This is a genomic window from Sporomusa intestinalis (assembly GCF_055383785.1).
The window spans coordinates 2052949-2078091 of sequence record NZ_AP042390.1 but is presented as its reverse complement, the minus strand read 5'-3'; the positions used below and the strand labels follow the sequence as shown (position 1 = coordinate 2078091).

Sequence of the window (25143 nt, the reverse complement as noted above, 5' to 3'; positions counted from 1 at the left end):
TTCATCCCAACATCCTTATACGTGATAACCCAAAGCTTTCATAAGCGCCCGGGCCTTGTCCAGACTTTCCTCATATTCAAGCTCAGGTACCGAGTCGGCGATTATACCGCCCCCAACCTGGTAATAGGCCCGGTCGCCTTTGATAATAAAAGTCCGGATAACAATATTTAAATCGGCATCGCCATTAAAATCAATATAACCGATCGAACCGGTATAAATGCTGCGCCGTACCTTCTCCAGCTCATCAATGATCTCCATGGCCCGTACCTTGGGGGCGCCGGTAATCGAGCCGCCGGGAAAAGAAGCTTTGACCAAGTCGATAATATCCTGGCCGGCAGCCAGTTTGCCCACCACAGTTGATACCAGATGGAACACTGTCGCATATTGCTCCAAGCGGATTAAGTCAGGCACCCGGACACTGCCAAACTCGCATACCCGCCCCAGATCATTGCGTTCCAGGTCGATAATCATAACCAGCTCGGCCCGGTCCTTTTCACTGGCAAGCAGTTCTTCTCTTAACCGCTTATCTGCTTCAGCATCTTTACCCCGTGGCCTTGTGCCTTTTATCGGTCTTGTTTCCACCAGGCGATCGGTGACCAGCAAGTAGCGTTCCGGTGAGGCGCTGGCGACAATAACCTCACCAAAATGTAAATACGAGGCAAAAGGAGCCGGATTAATGTGCCGGAGATAACGGTACAGCTCATAGGGCGGCACCGTCACTTTAGCCTGAAAGCGCTGGGTCAGGTTTACCTGAAATATGTCGCCTGCCGCTATATAATCTATACCTTGCTGCACCATGGCGCAATGCCCCTCACGGGTAAAATTCGACTGATAGTCCCCTTCCGGAATTTGCGGTTTAGGCTCAGGCAGCGGCTTGGCAGCGGCTACCAGGCCGGCCAGTTCGTCAATGCGCGCTTTTGCCCGCCGGACCCGCGCCGGTTCATCCTGTTCCGGAAAGCCATTGGCGGCAATATAGGCCTTGCCGGCATGGTGGTCAAAAATCAAAACCGTATCATAAAAGCCTAAAAAACAGTCCGGATTGTTCAAATCATCGGTGCTTAGTCCGGGAATCGCCTCCAGTAAATAGCCCATATCATAGCCGAAATAACCGATAATCCCCCCAGTCAGCGGGGGCAGCCCGGGCACTTTTTGCGTTTTATACATAGAAAGCAGCCGTTTAAGCTCAGCAAAAGGATTGCCGGCAAAAGTCCGGTGACCGTTCTTATCCTCAATATATATAGTTTGTCCTTTGCTGGAAAACAACAGAAACGGGTCACGGGCGATAAAGGAATAACGGCCCATCCCGTTTATATCTACGCCGCTGTCTAAAAAAACACTGTAAGGCTGCCGGGCAAATAAAGCAAATACTTCAGCAGGCGGCAAGGCGATGGTGATTTCACGGATAATTGGTGTCGGTCTCATTTACCGGCTAGCCCCTCTCTTCTGGTTCTCCACCCAGGGTTCATGGCAAGGAAGTTTTTCAGCATAGCATGTCCGTCTTCAGTCAGAATAGATTCCGGATGAAACTGGACCCCTTCAATCCGGTACTCTTTATGGCGGATGCCCATAATTTCACCCTGTTCTGTTTCCGCCGAAATCTCCAGGCAAGCAGGCAGGGTTTCCCGCTTAACAATAAGGGAATGATAGCGGGTGGCTGTCAGCGGACTCTTAAGGCCCCGGAACACGCCTTTACCGTCATGATGAATCAGGGAAGTCTTGCCATGCATCAAACGCGGTGCCCGGATTACATCACCGCCAAATGCCTGGCCAATGGCCTGATGGCCAAGACATACGCCAAGGAGGGGAGTTTTGCCCTTAAAATGCTTAATAAGCTCCAGACTGATCCCCGCCTCGTTCGGAGTACAGGGACCGGGTGAAATAATAATATGTTCAGGCGACAGATCTTCAATCTGCGGGATGGTTACTTTATCATTACGGAAAACCTGTACAGTCTCCCCCATCTCGCCAAGGTACTGGACAAGGTTATAGACAAAGGAATCATAATTGTCGATCATAAGCAGCATCTGTCATTCCTCCTCGGCATTATTGTACCACAATAACTGCTAAAATTATATCGGCATAATGAAATGGGCCAGGGGCGAACCCTGACCCATCTTACGTCTGAGTTAGCAGTGCTGCAAACTCTTCTCGGCATTGGCAAAATACAACTCCACAGAATCGTATTTTTTCTTTTCCGTGAATACCGGCGCATCACCAACGGCATTGAGCCTTGCTTTTTGTCCCGCGGTGGCAAAACCGTCAGTAAACAGCACATTACTGCCATAAAGATTTTTCTTGCTGTTCGGCCAGTAGACAGCTTTGTCAAAATCAGCCAGGCCCATGCCTGCATAACCTGGAACCTCGCCGGCAATCGCCGCTCTGACATCAGCAATACCAGCATAGTTAACGCCTAAGCTGCGCAGAGTCTCCAGCAGGATCTGCAGAGTCTCTCTGCCGGTTTTCGGGGCAATAGCGGCTTGCACCGGCTGAATGCGGCGGTCACTCCGGGTATAGGTGCCGCTTACCTCCGCACTGCTTACCAGCGGCACTACCACATCGGCCGCCGCTGCGGTCTGGGTCATAAAGATATCATAAACAGCCAGGAAGGCAAGCTGTTGCAGCCTGGCTGCTTCTTCCGGATACGCAGCCGGATTTTCGCCGATAACCACCAAAGCCTTGATCTTGCCGCTGTCAATTCCTTGGGCAATCACACCGGCCGGCAGCACAAAACCCATATCAATCGCGCCCTGGCTGTTGTTCTTGCTTCTGACAATAATAAGCCCCCGGTAAGCAGCGCCGACCTTCCCTGTCACTACCGCGGCATAAGCCATCAGCTTAACAGCCTCGGCCGTAATAGTATCCTCGTCAATTACAATCAGCGGTCTGGCCGCTTTGGCGTATCTTTGGGCCAGATCTTTAACAGGCTCTGTAACCGCGGCCTCGGCCAGGGAGGCTTTCAGTTCGGCAAAGCCTTCGGCTTGGGCGCTTATTTTTTTCTCATCAACGCCCAGATCTAGCACAGCCTTCAGGAATGCTTTCATGTCGGCAGTGCTGGTCAGGGCTTTAGGCCAGGCCGCGCTGGTGATTCCCGCCAGCCTGATCCGGAAATCCAGTACCGGATGGTTTTCTTTAATATCGCCCACAGTCAGCACAAAGTCGCTGTTTTCCAGTTCAGCAAAGCTGTTAGTGGACGCATCATAGCCAAATACAGCATCCAGACCGCTGCCGCCGTTTACACTATACGAAGCCTTAAGGCTGGTTTGCAGCGCATCAGCCAGCTTCCCAGCCGCAAACAGTTCTTCATTAGTCAGCCGGGGCGATACGACAATGCCGATGCTGTCCTGGCCATGAACGGCAGAAATAGCCTGCAGGCGTTTAACCACTTCCAGATTGGCTTCACTCCAGTTGGCGGTAACAAACTTGCCATTGCGTTTAATGGCCGGTTCGGTCAGGCGCGATTGGTCATTGACATACCCAAGGCCGAATTTGCCCCGCTTGCACAGCCAGCCGTCGTCTCTGGTTTTGTCCGGCGTAACGCGGAATATGGCATCCCCTTTATACTCGACATTAACATTACAGCCTACACCGCAGTAACCGCAAACCGAAGCTGTGCTGTCCAGGCTGGCCGGCAATTGCTTGCTTGCTGCCTGTTTTTCCATGCAGGCGCCGGTTGGGCAAATATCAACACACTGGCCGCAGGATATGCAAGACGTCTCACGCAGCGGTAATTTGAACTCCGGCATGATAACCGAGTCAAACCCACGGCCCACTAAGCCAATAGCGGTGGCGCCGACAACCTCATCGCACACGCGCACGCACAACCCGCACAACACACATTTGTCAGGATTGCGTTCGATAAACGGATGGTTGTCATAGGCAGTGGTTTTATGGCATTCCACTTGCGTGTCTTTTACTGTATCGACATCATAATCCTGGATATATTTAATTAGCTGGCATTCAAAATAGTCGCGGCAGCCGCATTCCAGACACCGCTTGCTTTCCCGCAGGGCCTCTTCTTCCGTGAAGGTCCGGGCTACCTGCATGAAACTCTTGTTTCTTACCTCCGGTTCCTCAACAGTCAGCTCTACCCGGGCGGCTTTGGCTCTGTCGGCCAGATCTGCCGCTGTTATGTCCTGTTGGGTAATATAGGCAGCCTCCGCCTGCGGTACCAGACAACCATTCAGATAGCTGTCAATCACCTGGGCGGCGCTTTTGCCCTGGGCAACGGCGTCAATAGCAATCTTCGGACCGGTAACAGCATCACCGCCGGCAAATACTTTGTCCACACTGGTAGTGAATGAACCGCCGTTGACAACGATATTACCGGATCTGTCTGTTGCGATGTCCTTGATATTGCCAATAACCGTTTTTTGGCCAATCGCCGCAATAATCCGGTCTGCTTCGTAAACAACAACCTCACCGGTCGGTTCCGGCTTTCTCCGGCCGGATTGATCGGCTTCACCCAGCTTCATAACCTCACATTTCAAAGCTTTGGCTTTGCCATTTTCGCCAAGCACCTCGACCGGGGCAACCAGCAGCTGGAATTTAACGCCTTCTTCCTGTGCTTCATGAATTTCAATTTTTTCCGCCGGCATTTCATCAATTGTTCTTCTGTAAATAATGGTAACTTCCTCGGCCCCCAGTCTCTTGGCAGTACGGGCCACATCCATGGCCGTATTCCCGCCGCCTACAACCAGCACTTTACCACCCAGGGTAATATTGCTGTTCATGGTTACCTCCCGCAGGAAGTCTATGCCGCCCAGGACGCCTTCCATATCATCGCCTTTGCAGCGCAGGCCCTGGCTCTGCCATGAACCAATTCCCAGGAAAACGGCATCATTGCTGTCGCGCAGGTGAGCCAGGCTGACGTCGTCACCAATCTTGGTATTGTAGATAATCTCTATGCCCATTTTCTCCATGAGGGCGACTTCGGCATCCAGCAGGGCTTTATCCAGCCGGTACTGAGGAATGCCATAACGCAGCATACCGCCGGGATGAGGCATGGCTTCATAAATAACAACCTTATGACCTGCCCGCGCCAGGAAATAGGCAGCAGTCAGTCCGGCCGGGCCGGCGCCAACAACCGCTACCTTCTTGCCGGACGGCGCTTGCAGGGGCGGCTGGTACTGGCTCCCGTTCAGATCGATTTCAGCCACAAAACTCTTCAGCTGGGCAATGGAGATCGGCTCTTCCACCAATTCCCGCCGGCAGGCGGTTTCGCACGGATGCGGGCATATCTTGCCAATACTTGCCGGAATTGGCATTTTCTCTTTGACGAGCTTTAACGCTTCTTCATACTGGCCATTGGCGATAAGGCCGACATAGCCCTGGCAATCTGTCTGAGCCGGGCAGGCCAGCATGCAGGGCGGGCGGCAGTCGCCGCGATGGTCTGAGGCTAATAATTGCAATGCCGTTTTCCGGGCAGCAACAGTCCGGGTGGTGTCAGTCTTAATGACCTGACCGTTTTGTACAGAGGTTGCGCAAGCACGAACAAGCTTGGGGCTTCCTTCCACTTCCACCACACAAAGTCCACACGCCCCATAGGGTTGGATTCTTTCATCATAGCACAGATGGGGTATCTCTATGCCGTTTTCAGCAGCGGCCTGTAAAATCGTTTGTCCTGCCGGTACAACAAGCTCCCGGCCATTAATATTAATACTGATTTTGCTCATTATTCACCACTCCCTTCTACTCGACACAAACTGCGTCGAATCGGCAAGCACTCGCACAGTTTCCGCACTTGGTGCACAAGGCCTGATCAACGACATGCGGTTGTTTCTTTTCGCCGCTAATGGCTTGCACCGGACATTTCCGGGCGCAGACAGTACAACCAATACAATTGTCCTGATTGATGCTATAGGTCAGCAATGGCTTGCAGCCTTTGGCCGGACATTTTTTATCCTTAATATGGGCGACATATTCATCGCGGAAATATCTGATGGTGGTCAATACCGGGTTAGGCGCTGTTTGACCCAGACCGCACAAGGACCCGTCCTTCACACTGATGGACAGCGCTTCCAGCTCTTCAATATCCCCTTCCCGGCCTTCACCGGCGGTGATTCTTTCCAGGATTTCCAGCATCCGTTTCGTGCCGATACGGCAATAAATGCATTTGCCGCAAGACTCTTTGACCGTAAAATCCAGGAAGAATCTTGCCATATCGACCATGCAGGTGGTTTCGTCCATAACGATCATGCCGCCAGACCCCATGATGGCGCCTGTTTGATTAATGGAATCATAATCAACAGGGGTGTCAAGCAGTTTTTGGGGAATGCAGCCGCCGGAGGGTCCGCCCATCTGCACAGCCTTAAACTCCCGGTCATTAAGAATGCCGCCGCCAATATCATAAATGACTTCCCGCAGCGTCATCCCCATCGGCACTTCAACCAGGCCGCCGTTTTTAATCTTGCCGGCCAGCGCAAAGACTTTGGTGCCTTTGCTTTTTTCCGTGCCGTAGGCTGCATAGGCACTGCCGCCGTTATACATGATCCATGGCACATTGGCGAAGGTTTCAACATTGTTAATATTAGTTGGTTTACCCCAGAAGCCTGACTGGGCAGGAAACGGCGGTTTAAGCCGCGGCATCCCCCGCTCGCCCTCCAGGGAAGCGATCAGGGCAGTTTCCTCACCGCAGACAAAGGCGCCGGCGCCTTTTTTAATTTTCATATCAAAGGAGAAGTTAGTCCCCATAATGTTTTTCCCCAGCAGGTTGCGCGCTTTTGCATCGGCGATGGCAATTTCCAGCCGTTTTATCGCCAGCGGATACTCGGCCCGGCAGTAAATGTGGCCTTCCTGCGCGCCGATGGCATAACCGCAAATAATCATGCCTTCCAGCAGGGCATGGGGGTCGCCTTCCAGGACACTGCGGTCCATGAAGGCCCCGGGATCGCCTTCATCGGCGTTGCATACCACATATTTCACCGCGCCTTTGGATTGTCTGGCCGCATTCCATTTAAACCAGGTTGGAAAACCGGCGCCGCCCCGGCCGCGCAAACCCGATATCTTGATCTCCTCAATTACCTCTTCGGGGGTCATCTCTTTGAGGGCTTTCGCCAGGGCTTTATATCCACCCTGGGCTGTGTATTCATCCACATTCTCCGGATCAATTACGCCACAGTTCCTTAACGCAATCCTTACCTGGTTGGCTAATATGGCATAAGGCTGTTCGGTTGTGGATACAATATATTTGTCAATTGGCTGACCGCCAATAATATGAGTATTAAAAATTTCGGTGGCCATATCGGCCGTTACATTGGCATAACTGTACACCTTGTCGCCCTCAAAAACATCAACAATGGGCTCATAGAAGCACATGCCGATACAACCGGTCGGCAGCAATTCAATTTCTTTGCCGGAGTCTTTGATTTCCTGGGCCAGCCTGTCCATAACCTTGCGGCCGCCGGCGGCTATGCCGCAACTGCCAAAACCTACTCTAACCTTCACTGACAACACCGCCTTTCTCGGCTTCTGTGATATCCCGTACAATCTTTCTTACATTGTCCGGCGTAAGCTTGCCATACGCCTCACCGTTGATCATGATAACCGGCGCTAAACTGCAGCAGCCCAGGCAGGCGACATCCTCCAGGGTAAATAAACCGTCGGCGGTTGTCTGTCCGGGGGTAATACCAAGCTCATCACAGATGGCGCTGCCGACCGCTTTGGAACCAAGCACATGGCAGGCAGTCCCCTGACATTGCAGGATAACATATTTGCCAACAGGATTTAAACGGAATTGGGAATAGAAGGTCGCGATCCCGTAAATCTTGGCGCGTTTATTGTCCGTATTATCAGCAATAGCCTGTAAAGCAGCTAAGGGTAAATATCCATATATATCTTGCGTTTTTTGCAATATTCCAATGATACTGCCGGCCTTGCCAGCGTATTCTTTAAATACTGGCGCGAGCAATGACAGGTCTATTTTATCGTCGGCAAATTTCGTTTCGAGCTCTTTTTCGCACGAATTACACATAATTCTACCTCCTCGTAATGCCCGGTATCCTACAAGTCTTATTTAGTTGTTAAACATGAGTCCTGTGGTGCTATAAACATTTAGTGGGATCAGCTGGGTTCAGCTGACCCCACCAACTTGCGAAAGGCTGCGTCTTACAATCTAAATTATCATTGCGGCAACGATGCCCCTCTATACTTTGGGTCTTGGCAGGAATCCGGCCCCCTTGACAATTTCAGGCAGCGCCGCTTCCCAGCCTACCGGCATGATGTGAATACCGGCAACCCCGGGAATTTGCTTGAGCTGATTGCACATTTCAATGGCGATCTGGATCCCTTCTTTTTTCGGGTCCTCCGCCTTTTTCATCCGCTCAATCAGGCTATCCGGTATTTCCATGCCGGCTACATCTTTTTTCATATACTGGAGGGCTTTTACCGATCTTACCGGCAGTATGCCGGCAGTGATCTTGGTCCGCTCATGAATGCCGCGGGCTACTGCCAGCTCCATAAAGCGGGCAAACTTTTCAATATCAAATATTGCCTGCGTCTGGATAAAATCGGCGCCGGCGTTCACTTTCTTTTCCAGCCGGATGGCCCGGAATTCAAAGGGATCGCCAAACGGATTTTCCACCGCGCCGATAAAAAACCGCGGTTCGCTGGCTTTTATGGCCGCATCGGACAGGAATTTTTTATCATCCCGCATCTTTTTGACCATGGCAATCAATTGCACTGAGTCAACATCATATACATTCTTGCTTGTCGGGTGATTACCGAAAGACTGGTGGTCGCCGCTCAGACACAAAACATCACGAATCCCCAGGCTGTAGGCACCAAGCAAATCACTTTGCATTGCAATCCGGTTCCGATCCCGGCAGGTCATTTGAATAATCGGCACACCGCCGCCTTTGAGGACATGAATTCCGGCAGCAATACTGGATAACCGCACAATAGCAGTCTGATTATCGGTAAGGTTAAAACCGTCCACAATGTCTTTCAGCTCATGGGCATGGTGCTCCAGTTCATGTCCGTCGGAATGTTGGGGCGGGCCAAGCTCGCCGGTGACGACAAAATGGCCTAAGGAGTACAGCTTCTCTAGCTTGCTTTCGGTTTTCAATACAGCTTGTTTATCAATTGCTACTGCTTCGCTCATAACCGCACATCCTCCCTCACAATTTTGCGGGGACCGCCGTCTCTGTTCTTGGACCAGTTTTTAGCCGGCAGTACTTCGGTCATCATGTCCAAACGGCCTTGACCTTTGAGGCGGTCATAAATAAGCTGCCAGGCGCAGGGAGTGTCCTTGCTGATCTCGCACACTCCGTTTTGCGAGCCGCCGCACGGTCCGTTCATGAGGCTCTTGGAGCAGCGGATAACCGGGCATACACCGCCGGTTTTGGCAAGCACACACTCGCCGCATAACATACAGCGTTCTTCCCAGATCCCGTGTTCAATGGCAGCACCGGCAAATTTAGTGTTCTGCCCGGGTACAAAAATAATTTCCGGATAACTCTCGGCCATAAACTGAACACCAACACCGCAGGCCATGGACACAACCGCATCTACGCCCTGCAAATGCTCTTTAAATCTGACAACATATTCGGGGTCGCACTGACGTTCATAAGTTGCCGTTTCAATTTCCACAGGCTGACCGTCAACCTTCATTTTCATCCGGAGCGCACTGGCCATAATATCCGTTTCTTTCTGCCCGCCGGACAGGCATACGGTAACACAGCCGCCACAGCCGGCAACCAGCACTTTTTTTGCGCCTTTTATAGCCTCGGCTATCTCCTCAATCGGCTTTATCTCTGCAACTATCATATCGCTTGACTCGTCTCCTTTCTAGGCCTTCCGGGCCTTAAGCGGACTCGGACCTAAATTCTCAAGCAGTCCGGCCATATCCCGGGCGATCTGGGCAAAACGCGGACCATGAGTTCCGGATACGTTATACATGACTAAACGGTCTCCGCCAACCCCAACCTGATCCAGCATTTCCTTAATATGCTCTAAACGCTTCCGGGCGCGGGAACTGCCCTTCACGTTCATGCACTCATGCTCAGGACAGCCAGCGACAAATACGGCATCAGCGCCTTTTTCAAACGCCTCCAGCAGCAGTCTGCCGTCAACCTTACCAGCGCAAGGCAACTCAACGGTCTCGATTTTAACAGTAACGTCGGCCGGAGGACCCAGGTCAGAGCTGATCAGCGCACACAAGCGGCAAACAAACCCAACTACTTTAACATCACTCATTTTAACCTACCTCCGTCAACGCGGTCTCAACCCGGCCGAGAATCTCATCATCCTGGTAATGATGGACAAAAATTGCTTTATTCGGGCATTCGGACGCGCACATTCCACAGCCACGGCAATCGGCAGGCGGAATATAAGCAGCCCCCATTTCCTTTTTCTCCCGGGTAATCTGCGGAATGGTGTACGGGCAAGTCCGTACACAAGTCAGACAGGCTGCGCATTTCTCCCATTCCACCTCAGCCACCATGCCCCCCATCATCAGCGCAGGCTGCGCCAGAATGCGGGCGGCCCGTCCAGCTACCCCCTTAGCCTGCGTCAGGCAATCCACCACTGATTTCGGACCATGGGCCGCACCGGTGATAAAAATACCGCCGCCCGGGAAAGCAATTGTGCCAAAATTGGAGTGCGTTTCTGACAGAAAACCATCGGCATTGACCTGAATCTTAAATAACTCAGCCATTTGCCGGGCCTCCGGTGATGCGGTCTGGGCCACTGCCAATATCACCTGATCCGGCTTCAGGGTCAGTGTCAGACCGGACTGGGGATCGAGGACAGCCATCGACAGATTGCCGGCATTGTCTTTTTCCAGGACAGGCTGGGCAGATTCATCATAATGAACAAATATGACACCGGCTTTGCGGGCCTCACGGTATTTCAGTTCAAGATAGCCGGGGGTGCGAATATCCCGTGATAATACATAGACCTTGGCTTCAGGCTTTTGCTCCTTAATCTTTATGGCTGCATAAATTGTCTCACCGCAACAGGTACGGCTGCAATACTTATGCTCCTCATTGCGGGAACCCACACACTGCACAAAGACGTACGTAGCCTCGCCCTTAAGCGGTAAGCGGCCATCAGTCAGCCGGTACATGGCCTCAACGCCGGTAATGACCCGCTGATCCTGGCCATATAAATAATCGGACGGAACATAGGTGGTCGTGCCGGTAGCGAGAATTACCACGCCGTGCTCAATCTTTTTGACAGTTTTCACAGGTCCCAGCCCGGTGGCAACCGTTGTTGTAAAGTGACCCTGGCGGCCGCTGAACTCTGTTGCCTCCGAATTGAGCAGTATTTGAATTTTGTCGTTTTTCTGCACCTGCTTAGTCAGATTCTCCACCGTCTGTTTAAGATCCTCTGTTTCCAAACTACCGGTGAACTTACTGACATATCCGCCAAGTAGGGAGGATTTTTCCACAAGCGTACAGCCGTAACCACGGTCTGCCAGGGCCAGCGCCGTTGCCATGCCGCTGACGCCGCCGCCGACCACCAGCGCCCGGGGGGTCACTGGTTCGGCGTGCCACCGGAGTGGCTTAAAGGCTTTGACATCACTTACAGCGCGGGCTGTTACCGCCGTGGCCGCTTTTGTGGCCTTTTCCGCGTTCTTATCCCAAACCCTGGCCGGAACCTCCGCCAGTTCAACAAGCATCCGGTTTAAACCGGCCGCTTGCGCTGTTTCCTGAAAAAGATTCAGATTATGCTTTAAGACACAGGGAGCAACGACGATACGGTTAAGCCCCTGGGTGGCAATCAGCTTCTGAATCTTTGCTATGGCTTCAGGCTGACAAGCTGCCTGGTCACATTCAACTATAGTTACACCGGCCTGATTCTTCGCTGCTGCAGCTACAGCATCGGCATCTGCCCCCATAGTGGCCAACCCGCTTTTACAAAGGAATACACCAACCCGGACAGGCTCCTGGCTGATATCACGCTCAGCCGTGGGTTTCCGGCCCGGACGGCCTTCCGGTTTCCCTAAAGCCCGCGTAGTAGCTGCTGCTGCTGCACTGGCCAGGGCCATTGTTTCCGGAACATCAAGCGGGCCTTGGCTGCCGCCGACTGAAAAAATACCGGGCCGTTTGGTAGTTATCGGTTCAAGTGGGTCAACCTCAACAAAACCAAACTGGTTGAGTGGAATTTGTAAAATTGCGGCAGTTTCTTGTAAACGGGCAGAAGGACGAATCCCTGCCGCCAGTACCACCAGATCAAACTCTTCTTTAACCGGCTTACTGGCCGCAGCATAATTAATTGATAATTTTTCCGTTACAGGATCTTCCTTAACCTCAGAAATCATAGTACGTACATAGTTCGTGCCTAATTCCTGCGCCCGGGCCAAAAAGGTATCAAAATTCTTGCCGCAGGCTCTCAGGTCAAGATAATACACGGTAACATCGGTTTTCGGAGCAAACTCTTTGGCCAAGATAGCTTCCTTGGCCGTGAACATACAGCAAATAGCAGAACAATACTCCCCTTTGGACACTACATCCCGGGAGCCGACACATTGAATAAAAGCAATTTTTTCCGCACATTTTCCGTCTGACGGGCGCCTGATACAGTCTGAGCGATAACGGCTTTCGGATAATAAATGTTCAAACTCTAAACTGGTAATGACGTTTTTATAATACCCATAGCCGTATTCGCCTTTTTGCGATACATCATACATGCTGAAACCGGCTGCCAGAATAACCGCTCCGACGACGAGTTTTTGGGTGCGCTTGCCTGCTGCGCCTGCTGCCACATCACTGATGGTAGCCTGGAAATGACCTACATCCCCTTGCAATTCAACCAGTCTGCTGCTGGTATAAACATGCACAAGCGGATTGTTGCAGGCACGGATAATGAGTGACCCCAGCACCGTACTGGCGGCATGAAGGTTACCACCTAAATACAAAGCAGAAATGTTTACCTGATCACCCCAGACACAGGCGGACTGGCTGCCCTGCCCGGAAGAGTCGATTAGTTTTCCGCCAAGATTTGCTTCATCTGTCACCAGATGAACCGGATATCCTGCCCCAGCTAATTCCAGAGCCGCCTGCAGACCGGCAATGCCACCGCCAATAACGAGCACATCCTTTTGCATGGCTCTCACTGCCTTTCGCTAAAATATCTTGCCTTCACCCATCATTGCAAATTAAGTGGTATAACCACCGAGAAACCGGACATAGCTATATAATAGTTCTGCCGGTTTCTCGGGATAGGTTACAACAGCTGCAATGATGTCAAGAGCGGTATGGGATTAATGATATGTTTCTTCATCCATTTTTTTGCTTCAGGATGAGCGAAACTAATCCCCAGCAATTCGGTGAAGAAAAAGACTGGTATGGGTTTCTGTATTTCTTTCTGCCGGGTTTCTAGTGTCATCTGACACAAAGGACATGCTGTTACGATCGCATCGGCCCCCGCCCGTTGTGCGGCAGTTACCAGATTTTTCGTTATCTCGTAAACAACATCGGTACGTGGCACCGTTAAACTGCCGCCACAGCAGTCCGTTTTATATGACCACCGCTTCACATCGGCCCCGGCCAGCTTCATCAGCTCATCCATCGCCTGCGGTTGCTCAACATCATCAAAAGCCACATAAGTAGGTCTTGTAAGGAGGCAGCCATAATAGGGTGCAAGTTTAAGACCGTTAAGCGGCTTTTTAACCTGCGCGCCAATCTTACCGACATACTCTTTCCTCATGATAACTTCCAGCGGATGTGTGACATGGACGGTACCATTGTATGCTGATCCCATTATGCTTTTCAGTTCTTCGTTGGCATCCCTGGCTTCCGGAGTACCTTCACGGCAATAATGGTCCGCACCTTTTACAAGATTGTAACAGGCAGCACATGGCAGTACTAGTTCTTTTTGCTGTTCGGCTTCAGCAATAACGAGATTCCGCAGCGGCAAAGCAAGTGCAAGAAATTTGTCAGTAGAGTGACCGGCGGTAGCACCACAGCAATTCCACTCGGGAAGTTCGTCTAACTCCAATCCCAGCGCACTAAATACAGCCTCGGTGGCCATATTGTATTCAGCCGCAGTGGAGTGCAGCGAACAGCCTGGATAATAGCCTAGTTTCATCGCGCCTTTTTCTCCTTTGCTCTCTGAAATATTTTCTTGACTTCACCTTTGCGCCGCTTAAGGGCATTATGCGGCAAAAACGGCATTTTGCCCCGTTTCGTCATTTCTTTGCCGAGATCCATGTCTGCAAAATAAGTGCCTGTGCACAATTTGTAAAGTCCCATGAGGCCAAGTTCATAACCCCGGCCTTCGCCGCCGATTATCGGAAACCCTTTCATGGAGTCGAGGAACAATTCGTAAAACAATTTGACATTATAATGGCTTGCCGGAATTTTATCTTCAGCAATGGTCTCCATCTTAATCGTGTCCATGACTTTAGATGTGTCAATTCCGTTCGGACAGCGTACTGCGCAGGTTTTGCAACCAACGCAGAGCCATGGAGTATTGGATTGATACACCTTATCCTTTTCTCCCAGCTGAATCATCCGCAAGATTTCGTAATTGTTATGCTCCATGACAAAGTTTATCGGACAGCCACCGGCACACTTCATGCAATGATAGCATGAAGTGATCGGCTGATGAGATTTTTCTTCGATTTCCTGGCAGAAAGAAGCTTTTCCCTTTACAGGTTCATTCACCGTTGACATCATTGACCTCCTTTCCTGGCGTAAACCCAGCGGTATTAACGCTGTCTGAACACCTTAGCGTAGGAGTCGCAGTAGATATCCTGATTAAGAATTAAGCGGGCTGTGGCGATAGCATCCACAAGCGCGTCATCATTAGCGTCGCAGATGGCGGAGTCCAGGCCGGCAGTCATTGCCATTACGGCAAAAGTGCGGTTAATCAGCGGGCGGTGCGGGCTTTTTTGCGAGATATTGGAAAGACCGACAGTGGTCTTGGGAGGAGGATTAGAAATCATCTTAATCTGGCGAATCGTTTCTAAAGCTTCAATGCCATGTTCCTGGGCAACGTTAACCGGCAAAATAATCGGGTCGATAAACAGGTTATCCGGCTGCAGGCCATAAGCTTCGGCATTAGCGACAAACTCCATTGCCATTGCCACCCGGTCTTCAGCGCTCTTGGGAATACCGACTTTATTAATACAGAGGCAGACGACATCAGCCTGGTATTTTGCAGCCATTGGGAATACACGGTCAATTTTTTCCTGCTCGCAACCGATAGAGTTAATGATAGCGCCCGGTTTACCATAAGCGATAAGAGCGGCTTCCATGGCATCATAGTTCGTGGTATCGATTGCCAGCGGCAGGTCAGTGCACTCTTTTAACACACTTACCATCCAGGGAAGGTCAATTGTTTGATCTTCCGAGTTAGGTCCGGTGTTTACGTCCAGGTAGTGAGCGCCGCCTTCCTTTTGTTTTGCAGCCCATTCCTGAAGCGGTTTCGGGTCGTGCTCCCGAATTGCTAAACCGATGTCCTTGAACATACCATTAATTCTCTCGCCAATAATAAGCATTAGTAATCCTCCTCGATTTTAATAATTATATTAAGGGAAATCGCAATTAAAGAAAGTGTCTCACCAAGCCCCTGTATAAGGCGGTAGCGTATATAGGATTAGATTTCAGGCTTAAGCATTAACTCTTCCGCATTTTTCTTGAAGAGACGGACAGCTTCCGGATGACGGAGAACCATAATGTGAGCGCCGCCTTGCAACAGACCGGTAGCAGTCATGGCTTCCCACAGGATGGCGCGGTCAGCCTGGTTGCCCCAGTTGGGGAAGTCTTCTTCGGTAGCCACGGCCTCTTTGGCCCGCCATGCTTCATAGCCAACCTGGCAGATTACAGGCTGGGACAGCATTTTATCGCCGGCCAGAGCGCCCAGGCGGCCACGTTCAAGGATAGAGTAAGTATACTCGATACCATAACCAAGAGCTGCCGTACTGGGATCAATCAGAACATTTTCAGCCGACAGGCCCAGCTCGGAGATAAGGATGTTCAGCTGTTTGCAGATGTTGATATCAAGCGGGCTTTGGGCCAGCACTTTGTGCTTATGGACCATAGCGGCAGCGGCCACTGATTTATAGTTGTCCTGTTCAGCCAAACCGATAAGCAGGTTTTCGCCGGCGGCGGCTTCAGCAACAACAGGCAGCACAGCATTATCCTTCTCATCCTCGCCGCAGCCTACAACAATAAGCGGCACACCCACTGCGGCCAGCACGTCCTTAACGACCTTGGCGCAGTCTTCAGGGCTTTTATCGCCATTGTCAGGATGAGCACCGGCCAGTTTCAGATAAATCAGGTCAGCGCCGGCTTCGACGCATTTCTTGGCCCAGGCAACAGGATTGTCGATGACATCGGCATAAACCTCATGCAAAATTGGATGCCAGCCAGGATTAATGTCCTGAATTTCCATTGCAACTACAGGCTTTAACGGCATATCGCCTTCAAAATGAAGGAACGGCATTGTCGTTTCGCCGCCAACAGTTACGGTGCTGGTACGGGTGCCACCCTCTTCTTTGGTTGCACCGAGGGTAACAGTGTTGATTTTACCGGAATATCTTTCTTTCAATATATTAGTTGCCATAGTTACGCTCCTTCCAAGCTTTTAGATTTCTACTTTTTTACAAATGGCGTTTACCGCCTGTACAGCCACTGAACTGTCTGGTAAATCATACAGCGGCTGACTCAACAAATCATATTTGGCTACCAAAGGGTCATTGGGGATTACGCCGATTAACTCCAGACCGGTTTTGTCAATCTCCCCTTGCAGGGAAATAAGATCCTCATCATTTTGGGTTTTGGTTACAATTAAATAGATTTTTTTTACGTCGGCTTTCAGGGTGTCAACAAGCTGCCGCACCCGTCCGGCCGAACGGATACTGCGGGCTGAGGCATCACTTACAACAAACATGTAGTCAATGTCCTGGGTTACGCGGCGGCTGATATGCTCCAAACCGGCCTCGTTATCCATTATTACATAACTGTAGTTTTTGCCAAGCTTATCCATGAAGCCTTTAAGAAGATTATTAGGAAAACAATAGCAGCCAGGGCCTTCAGGTCCCCCCATCACCAGCATATCAACATTGTCTGATTCAACTAATGAGGCTTGGAGTTTATATTCGATATACGTTTCCTGGGTCATACCGGCAGGAATGGTCTTGGGATTTTTGGTACTTGTTATCATTTCCGATATTGTTTGTTCAACGTCCATCCCCAGCGCTTCATTCAAGTTAGCGTTGGCATCGGCGTCAACTGCCAAAATGGAGCCTTTATTGTTTTTAACAAGATACCGAATCAGTAATGCCGTAAAGGTAGTTTTTCCGGTACCGCCCTTTCCTGCCACTGCAATATGCTTTGCCATGTCTTGAAACTCCTTTCAATACGCCCGGCTCACAGCTTCCGAAGTTAAAGGCTGATATTGGGGAATAAGGTCAAATCAGTATGTGGAATAAACAATGATGAGACAAATTCATCCATAAACAGGTTGCCGACCGATAATTCAATATATGTCATTTTGCCGGCGAGACTATTGGCTTCAGCCCAGGCTGCCTGCGACAGCAGGGCCATACAGGCGCCCTTGGCCGAGGTATTGCCCACATACTTATACTTTTCTATAGGTATGTCAGGCAGCAGGCCAATAGCGATGGCATCAGGTATATTAAGATAGTTGCCGAAGCCGCCGGCCACATAGATGGTTTCAATGCTTTCCAGCTCAAAACCCACTACACTCAGCAGGGTGCGGATACCGGCAAAAACTGCTCCTTTGGCCCGCAGCAGGTTTTTGACATCGGCTTCACTAAGGACAATATCCCGGTCAATATCTGTCTCGTCCTGCCAAACCAGGACATATTCCGGCCCGGTTTCACCAACGCGCATGCGCTCAGTCGGCAGACTGGTCTGAAATTTTCCGGCCCGGTCAATAACGCCGGTGCGCCTTAGCTTAGCCAGGCAGTCAATCAGCCCTGAACCGCAGATGCCGACTGGTTTGCCGTTATTGATTGTCGTGTAAGATACCTCATAGGTTTGAGGGTCTATTTCCAGGCGTTCAATGGCGCCATACATAGCCCGCATACCAAAAGTTATCCCTGAGCCTTCGAATGCCGGACCGGCTGAACAGGAGCAGGTTACCAGCCAGTCGCCGGAACCTAGCACCATCTCGCCGTTTGTCCCGATATCGATCAGCAGGGATATTGGCGCATCCTCATTGCCCATGCCGGTAAACAAAGTGCCTGACACAATATCACCGCCGACATAGCTGGCCACAGACGGATAGCTGAATACCAGCGCGTCAGGGTTCACTCGCAGCCCTAATTCCTGCGCCTTAACCACAGGAAAAAAGTTTGCCGTCGGAATATAAGGCTCCAGGCGGATGAACTTGGGGTTAATGCCCAGAAACAAATGGGCCATCGTCGTATTGCCGGCTGTCATCATGACCCGGATATCCGTTTCTTTAACCTGTTTCTGCTTGATCAGCAAGTCGGCCACCAACGTGTTTATCGTATCGATAATCGATTGATAAACAGTCTTCAGGCCATCAGGCTCATCTACTGCATAAACGATACGGCTGATGACATCATCGCCAAAACGGGCCTGACGGTTATGAGTACCTGCTGTTTCCACAACCCTGCCTTTTTCCAGGTCAAGGAGATAAGCTACTACGGTAGTAGTGCCAATGTCGACAGCAATACCATACAGAGGCTGATGACCATGGCCTGGCTCAACAGCAATGACTTCCGCCTTGCCACCAACCTCGGATAACAGTACAGTCACTTTAAACTGGGCAGCCCTGAGGGTTTCTCCCAAATTGCGAATGATCGGGAGGGCTATATTAATATCCGTACATTTAGTTTCTTTCTTAAGAGCCAAAGTCAAACGATTAAGATCATCACGGTTATCCTGCAGGTTGGCGGCAGGCAGGGTAAGCCTGATACGCCGGCAGAGCGGATTGAGCGGATAGCCGTGCAGAGGGCTTTCCTGTTTCTCCAGCAACAGTTCTTTAAGCTGCCATACATGCAGCAAATAGTTGCTCAGGGCCTCGGACATGCCACTATGCATCTGATTGTCATCAACAAGCACCTGATTTTTGCTCATGATCGAGGTTTTCGGGATCTCCACCACCAAATCCTCGTCCTGAACTAAAGTCTGACAGGCTAAATTGAATCCTTTCTCAGCAATCTTAGCTGCCAAATGGCTGTCCCGTTTCGCTTTTACAGCACCACGCTTAATAGTTACGGTACATTTACCGCAAGTACCGTCACCGCCGCAAGGTGCCTTGATCTCAATATTGGCTTTACCTGCGGCCGTAAGCAGGTCGGTGCCTGCATCTACCTCAACTTTGACTCCTGCGGGAAGAAATGTTACGAACCGTTTGTTCATCTTCAAAATACCCTCCTGATTGGTTGAGCAAGGCTGCTATTAGCATTCAGCCAACAGTTACAGGGGTGTTATTTCATAAGGTGCGGGTAACGTGCTTTGGCAAAAGCCGGAATGCCAGCAGCTTCCTGTGGCCCAACGATTACGTCTAAACCGGATTTCTCTTTCAGTTTACCACTAATAATGGCAACATAGCCAGGAATAACAATGCTGTTATGATTTACTTTATCCATTATACCAAATGCTTTGATGCAGTCAGCAATAGGCTCAGCAACAAACTTGCCTGCGGCCCAGGCAGTAAGAACCGAAGCACCGTCGGTATCAACAGCTACAATATAGCCGGGAATCTTGCTGCCGACAACTTCACCTTCAACAGCAAAATAGGTCAGGGCAAAGTTTGTGCACACATATACCGGAGCGTCAGGGCTAACAGCACCGATTTCATAAACCTTAGCCTCAACAGCCATTGGTTTCTGCGGATCTGTGTAGATGTTCATGCGCCAGGCCATCAAAGGCAGCAATTGAGCTTTTTCATCAACCTTCATGCAGACAATGCTGGCATATTTGGCGACATAAGTAGCCGCTTCGACAATTTCTTCTTTTGAATCGGTGGCTACCGTGAAGGCAATCATCGGATAGCCAAAAGGCCGGAATTTTTTCTTGATGGCCAGCCGCCGGGCGTTAACCATTTCAGCCAGCGTTTTCGCTTGCTGCTTATTGCCGAAGTCAATAACCAGCTCTTTATATTGGGCGGCCACTTTTTCAACCAGGGCGGCAGTGTCGTCAAGGCCGTCACCTTTTACTACTACCGGGCAGTTATTGGCTTTGGCCAGAGCTACGACTTTCTCCCAGTTTTCAGCAGTTGCCGCATGCAGCAGCGGTTTCTTGGCAGCTACTGCAGGAACAGCCGCTTCCAGGCCTTCCAGATTGGCTACCAGCAGGAGAGCAAATTGGGCTTTGGCAGCCACAGCCTCAACGGCAGCTTTAAAAGTAGCCGCATTGCCGGAGCAGTTGGTGACAGCAACCAGATCAATGGCTATTTTTTGGCCTACCCGGTCCATGACCAGGCCGTTGATTTTTTCAATTTTAGCATCCAATTCGGCACCGGTCAGGGTGTCAGAAATCTGAATTGCGAAAGCACTGGGATGATAGAAGGTTTTGTCATGACGGAACAGGACAGTTTCATCCCCCATTACAACCTCTTGCTCCCCTACGCCAACTTTTACAGTGCGTACCGGCGGTGCAGTAGCCGCTCCCAGGGTTTCTTTCGCAGCCTCCGTTGCGTGCGGGCACATATCGAGGGATGCTTTGCCGTTAGCCATTGCCATTGCAAAAGCCAGGCAGGTAGGTGAACCACAGTCTTTACAGTTTGTCTTTGGTAGTTGTTTAAAGATATCCAAACCTGTTAATGCCATTTTCTCTTCTCCTTTCGATTATAAGCACTTTAAATAAATATGAGAATTGTGACACATCCTGATCCTTATATAATTCCCAGTACCAAGATGTGTCACTCATTCTTCCTTAAATTAAATAACCAAGAGCTGTTTTATTACATCATCGGATCCATTGTCAGGGCCGGATGTTGTTTTTCTTCCAGGAACGGCAGGATTTCCTCTTCGGTTTCACCTACGGTTTCGTCGGCAATCTTATCGACGAAGTCAGCGCCCAGACCGGCTGCTACAGCCGCATCAACCAAATCCTGGCCCAGGAATTCTTTAAGTTCTTTCGGCATCCAGACAACACGTGCCAAACCACCATCTGCCGGAATAAACTTAGCGCTGCAGAGGTAACGACGGCCCAGTCCCATGAAGCCAGGGGTTTGAACACCGCCGCCGCAAGTACCGGCCAAAGCCGAGAAGGTCATGCCGCAAGGGGTGTCACCAGTGTGTTCACGAGTGGTAACCATGACACCATTACACAGCGGTAGTATCGCCATAATAGCTTCAAAACATCCGCAGGAAGTCATCGGATCTTCCATCATGGTATAAAAATTAACCCTGTCTATCGTCCGGTTGGAGCCTGTATAGAAGAAGTCATTAAGGTTTTGCCACTGACCCTTTACCGGATCTATGCAATCGCCTTTTGTAACCGGCTGATTGGGGCCGGTTGGGGTAATTTCATTGGAGGCTTTGGCATCCAGCCAGCTAACAGCACCGCATAAGCCTACGTGTTCCGGCGTTACAATACACACATGGTTAGGCGCAAAGGACTGGCAGAGTGTGCAGGTGTACCAGGTTTCGACTGCTTCGTCAGTGAGGCCTTTGAGACGGGCGTCACGGGCAGCGTATTTGGTGGTTGCCAGTTTGATTTTTTCTTCAATGACATCTTTATCGGTAATGATCGTGACCTGAACCCGGTCAATAATCGCGGGATAATCGGATTTATATTTGGCAATAAGAATCTCGCCAATGTCCTTGATCTTGAAACCGGCAGCCTGAGCGTTCTTGCCGATACGCACCCACATCATATTCCGTTGGGCTACATGCCACAAGCCTTCACCATAGTTGATGAAGTAGTGGACGCGACGCTCCAGCACACCTTCAAAGTCCTCCTGCATTTTCCGGCCATAGACATCAATCATAAGGCCGAGCGGGAAGATGCTGCCTTCGGGCATTTCATCAATTTCCGGCCCGATAACCTGAATTTTGCCGTCTTCCACCTCGTCGGCCTCGCACATCCGGACAAGCTCGAAGCTGGTGGAGCGGCCGCCGCCGAACTCAACCCAGGCGTCTTTTTTACGGATGGTTTCGCCTTCGAAAGCAGGCCCGATGGTAATCGGCACAGGGATATCAACAATCTTGATTTTAATGCCGCGCATTTCCAGACCAAGCTTGCCGATTTTTTCATAATCCGGTTCCGATTGGTACCAGTCGGGAATTTCCTCGGCCACCGGCTGGTCGGTAACAATGGGGAAGCCCATAAAGATGGCGCCGAATTCGGCGGCAAATTTAACAATATCATTGGGTCCAAGCTGAATGACGAAGGCCAGTACGCGCTTAGCCTGGTATTCAATGGCCCGTTCACGCTGACCGGCAGGAATGCCGCCGAAGGCCAGACCGGCACGGAAAGCAAAGTTAACGGCATGGATAACCTGAGTAAAGTTACCCAGAGGGAAAGTAATGAAATCGGCGCCGATTTTAACGTTTTCCTCAATACATTGCTCAATGACCTCATTGCACAGGAAGATCATTATGCCTTTGGACTGGAGGTCTTTTACCAGTTTGGCGGTTGACTTGCTGTCTTTGCCCTTGCCGACGATAACGGCAACGCCGGGGATCGTCTGGTCAACCAGGGGTACGCCGAATTTACGCAGGATCGGGTCGGAGATGAAGCCGCAGTAAGGATATTTGTCAGGTTTAGCCCCTTTAAGATACCGTAAAGCCTCGATCACTTCAGCGGCATAAAGGGTGGCCTCGCCGTTCAGTTTTGCATTTTCAAAATTCAGCGCTTCTTTGATGTTGGTTGTCCGGACCCGGTTCAAAATAGGGGCCAGATCACCGATGGTATTAACCTCTTCACCGCTCAGGGCTGTAATTACCGGCAGTCTGTAAGCAGTATCAGGATATTTTACCGGGCAGTCGGCACCATGTTCCTTGATGGCTTTGGCCAGAAGAATTTCCGCATAGCTGGTAGCTGTAACAGCACCTTCATAGGCGCCTTTAAAAAGCTCCATAGACATATTATTTTTCGTCCTCCTTCATAGAGTCAATTTCTCAATAACAAAAGGTGGCAATATCTATTAAAAGTTACTTAGTTAGCTTCTTCTCTTGCCTGATTGGCTTTCTTACGCATAGCATTCTTCCAGTTGCGCTCTTCAAGGATATCTACCAGTCTGCCGGCGGCCTTGACAGGATCAGTCTCCCAGAAGAAGAAGCCGCCAAACACGTCTTCCGCAACCTTGGTAACAACATCATTGACAAGGGTGCTGCCAACAGTAGGAGCAACAACCCCAACATGGACCGGATTGCCAAGGGCGACATTCCAGGAGCCGATGGCAACCGCTTTTTCCGACATGGCTTCCGGAGCGGAGGCAACATAAGGCACATCCCGGTTATCCAGGCCCATTTCCTTAGCCATCAGGTTGGCAAGATCCTGGGCGCGGCTGTTGTCAACGCAGGAGCCCATATGGAATATAAGCGGCAGTTCAGCTGTTAAGCCGGCGGCGGCATTGAGGCGGCCAATGAATTTTTTCAGTCCTTCACCGGCATATTTTTTCACACCGTCGCCGTTCAGCAGGCCTTCTTTGCCGAATGCCTGGGCGGCGCAACCGGTAGCGACAATAAACACATCATTTTTAGCCAGCTCGGTAGCGATCGTGAAATGGTTTTCATCATGCGTGCCTTTAAGGTTGTTGCAACCGGCAAACAGGGCAACCCCCTTAATTTCACCAGCCTCAATGGCATCGGTCAAAACCCGGATGGGGGCATCGGCATTGATCTTCTTAAAGATGTTGAGCATTGATTCCAGCGTGAAACCGGCAACAACCGTGTTTCTGACATCCGGGATGCATACCTTTTCATTATCGCGAACCTTGTAAGCATCGATAGCCAGACGGATAATCTCCTTAGCGCTGTTCAGGGCATTGTGCTCATCAAAGGCCAGGTGATAAGATCCGGGAATTTTCATAATCGGCATGGTAGTAATAATTTTGGTATGGTAGCACTCAGCCAGGCTGCGCAAGCTCGGCATAATGCATTGTACGTCAACAACCATTGCGTCCATAGCTCCTGTAAGGATAGCCAATTCTTGAGTAGCAAAGTTAGTGGCAATAGCAACACCTTCACGAGTCAAGACTTCATTACCAGTACAGCAGATACCAACCAGGTTTATGCCTGCAGCGCCGGCAGCTTTAGCTTCTTCCTGCATCTCCTTGGCAGCTTTAACTACTATTTGCGAGAGCAGCGGATTATGGCCATGAAGAGCGATGTTAACCTTGTCGGCTTTGATTGCGCCAAGGTTGGCCTCAGTCACTACAGGTACACCGGTACCAAACAGAATATCGGAAAGATCGGTAGCAAGCGCCATACCGTCATAGTCGCACAGAGCGGCCTTCAGACCACCGAAAATAATATTAACAGGATCGGCGTCGTTGCCGGCATGGGTCTGGTGCAACAATTGGGCCAGGCTCAGATTAATGCCGCTGGGCAGGATGTTGGTTTTGCGGAGGACTTCCAGTGTGCTTTCGTTGCTGTTGGCAGTAATCCAGGTAATGTCGTCCTCATTAACGCGGCCAAACTCATTCAGGGCTGCGGTGGCGACATCCTTGGCAACAGCCATTACATCGCGGCCTTCTGTTTCCACGCCAATCTTTTTGGCAACAGCCATTAATTTCGCAGTATCTGTGATCTGATAATCCTTCAGTTTGCCTTCGGCGACATGAAGAACGGTTTCCGCAATGTGACGGCCATGGTCAGAGTGAGCAGCTGAGCCGCCGGCGATATAGCGGACAATGTTACGGGCAACAATGGTGTAGTCCATGGCACCGCAGATGCCTTTGTTGCCACCCGGTTTCTTAGGCAGAATACGGCAGGGGCCCTGCAGGCAGATACGGCAGCAAATACCTGTGTTCCCAAAGGTGCAGCGAGGCTCCTGGGCTTTGGCCCGGTCAAATGTTGTTAAAAAGCCGATTTCTTTGGCTTTTTCCAGCATTGGGGTGGCTGCCACGTCGATTGTTCTTTTGTCGGACATTCTTCTTTTCCTCCCTATGTTCATCATAGTTGTTTTTCAAGTGAGTCCACTTACAAGGAGCAGGCTATTCAGGGTTACTGATATGAGGTTTTTTTCACAAACTCTATATTCAGGTATTCGCCCTGGATTGGGCGAATACCTGCAAAGATTGCAAAAA

Annotated in this window: 18 protein-coding genes; all 18 read right to left on the bottom strand. The window is 50.6% G+C overall.

What is annotated here, in order from left to right:
* Window positions 1-15: 15 nt before the first annotated feature.
* The 18 genes from pabB to cooS all read right to left on the bottom strand — a co-directional run bounded on the left by pabB (window position 16) and on the right by cooS (window position 24986).
* Window positions 16-1422 (bottom strand): aminodeoxychorismate synthase component I, encoded by a 1407-nt coding sequence (gene pabB, locus ACZ481_RS09375; protein WP_464769879.1) that lies wholly within the window; start codon window positions 1420-1422, stop codon window positions 16-18.
* On the bottom strand, window positions 1419-2024 hold the full coding sequence (locus ACZ481_RS09370; RefSeq protein WP_464769878.1) for an anthranilate synthase component II: 606 nt from the start codon (window positions 2022-2024) through the stop codon (window positions 1419-1421). Before ACZ481_RS09370 ends, pabB begins: the two co-directional genes overlap by 4 nt.
* Window positions 2025-2126: 102 nt before the next feature.
* Window positions 2127-5672 (bottom strand): FAD-dependent oxidoreductase, encoded by a 3546-nt coding sequence (locus ACZ481_RS09365; RefSeq protein ID WP_464769877.1) that lies wholly within the window; start codon window positions 5670-5672, stop codon window positions 2127-2129.
* 16 nt (window positions 5673-5688) lie between these two features.
* Window positions 5689-7443 (bottom strand): NADH-ubiquinone oxidoreductase-F iron-sulfur binding region domain-containing protein, encoded by a 1755-nt coding sequence (locus tag ACZ481_RS09360; protein WP_464769876.1) that lies wholly within the window; start codon window positions 7441-7443, stop codon window positions 5689-5691.
* Window positions 7433-7969 carry an NADH-quinone oxidoreductase subunit NuoE gene (nuoE, locus tag ACZ481_RS09355; RefSeq protein WP_464769875.1) on the bottom strand — a complete coding sequence of 179 codons (537 nt, stop codon included), beginning with the start codon at window positions 7967-7969 and terminating at the stop codon, window positions 7433-7435. Before nuoE ends, ACZ481_RS09360 begins: the two co-directional genes overlap by 11 nt.
* A 171-nt stretch (window positions 7970-8140) precedes the next feature.
* Window positions 8141-9097 (bottom strand): methylenetetrahydrofolate reductase, encoded by a 957-nt coding sequence (locus ACZ481_RS09350; RefSeq protein ID WP_464769874.1) that lies wholly within the window; start codon window positions 9095-9097, stop codon window positions 8141-8143.
* A complete protein-coding gene (locus ACZ481_RS09345) occupies window positions 9094-9762 on the bottom strand; it encodes a methylenetetrahydrofolate reductase C-terminal domain-containing protein (RefSeq protein ID WP_464769873.1) in 669 nt (222 codons plus the stop codon). Before ACZ481_RS09345 ends, ACZ481_RS09350 begins: the two co-directional genes overlap by 4 nt.
* A 21-nt stretch (window positions 9763-9783) precedes the next feature.
* Window positions 9784-10191 carry a hydrogenase iron-sulfur subunit gene (locus tag ACZ481_RS09340; RefSeq protein WP_464769872.1) on the bottom strand — a complete coding sequence of 136 codons (408 nt, stop codon included), beginning with the start codon at window positions 10189-10191 and terminating at the stop codon, window positions 9784-9786.
* 1 nt (window position 10192) lies between these two features.
* Entirely contained in the window at window positions 10193-13045 is a 2853-nt protein-coding gene (locus ACZ481_RS09335; RefSeq protein WP_464769871.1) for an FAD-dependent oxidoreductase, read from the bottom strand.
* Window positions 13046-13164: 119 nt separating this feature from the next.
* Window positions 13165-14028: a CoB--CoM heterodisulfide reductase iron-sulfur subunit B family protein gene (locus tag ACZ481_RS09330; protein WP_464769870.1), complete on the bottom strand. Its 864-nt coding sequence runs from the start codon at window positions 14026-14028 to the stop codon at window positions 13165-13167.
* Window positions 14025-14618: a 4Fe-4S dicluster domain-containing protein gene (locus ACZ481_RS09325; protein ID WP_464769869.1), complete on the bottom strand. Its 594-nt coding sequence runs from the start codon at window positions 14616-14618 to the stop codon at window positions 14025-14027. The genes ACZ481_RS09330 and ACZ481_RS09325 overlap by 4 nt, the downstream gene beginning before the upstream one ends.
* Window positions 14619-14650: 32 nt before the next feature.
* Window positions 14651-15442 carry a methyltetrahydrofolate cobalamin methyltransferase gene (locus ACZ481_RS09320; RefSeq protein ID WP_144349628.1) on the bottom strand — a complete coding sequence of 264 codons (792 nt, stop codon included), beginning with the start codon at window positions 15440-15442 and terminating at the stop codon, window positions 14651-14653.
* A 98-nt stretch (window positions 15443-15540) separates the two neighbouring features.
* Window positions 15541-16509 carry a CO dehydrogenase/acetyl-CoA synthase subunit delta gene (cdhD, locus tag ACZ481_RS09315; protein ID WP_464769868.1) on the bottom strand — a complete coding sequence of 323 codons (969 nt, stop codon included), beginning with the start codon at window positions 16507-16509 and terminating at the stop codon, window positions 15541-15543.
* Between the two features lie 21 nt (window positions 16510-16530).
* Complete coding sequence (locus tag ACZ481_RS09310; RefSeq protein ID WP_464769867.1) at window positions 16531-17286, bottom strand: ATP-binding protein; 756 nt, start codon at window positions 17284-17286, stop codon at window positions 16531-16533.
* 44 nt (window positions 17287-17330) lie between these two features.
* Window positions 17331-19301, bottom strand: a complete 1971-nt coding sequence (locus tag ACZ481_RS09305) for an ASKHA domain-containing protein (RefSeq protein ID WP_464769866.1) — start codon at window positions 19299-19301, stop codon at window positions 17331-17333.
* 68 nt (window positions 19302-19369) lie between these two features.
* Window positions 19370-20713, bottom strand: coding sequence for an acetyl-CoA decarbonylase/synthase complex subunit gamma (gene acsC / locus ACZ481_RS09300; protein WP_464769865.1), 1344 nt, complete (start codon window positions 20711-20713; stop codon window positions 19370-19372).
* Window positions 20714-20847: 134 nt separating this feature from the next.
* Entirely contained in the window at window positions 20848-22977 is a 2130-nt protein-coding gene (acsB, locus tag ACZ481_RS09295) for an acetyl-CoA decarbonylase/synthase complex subunit alpha/beta (protein ID WP_464769864.1), read from the bottom strand.
* A 71-nt stretch (window positions 22978-23048) separates the two neighbouring features.
* A complete protein-coding gene (gene cooS / locus ACZ481_RS09290) occupies window positions 23049-24986 on the bottom strand; it encodes an anaerobic carbon-monoxide dehydrogenase catalytic subunit (protein WP_464769863.1) in 1938 nt (645 codons plus the stop codon).
* Window positions 24987-25143: the final 157 nt, after the last annotated feature.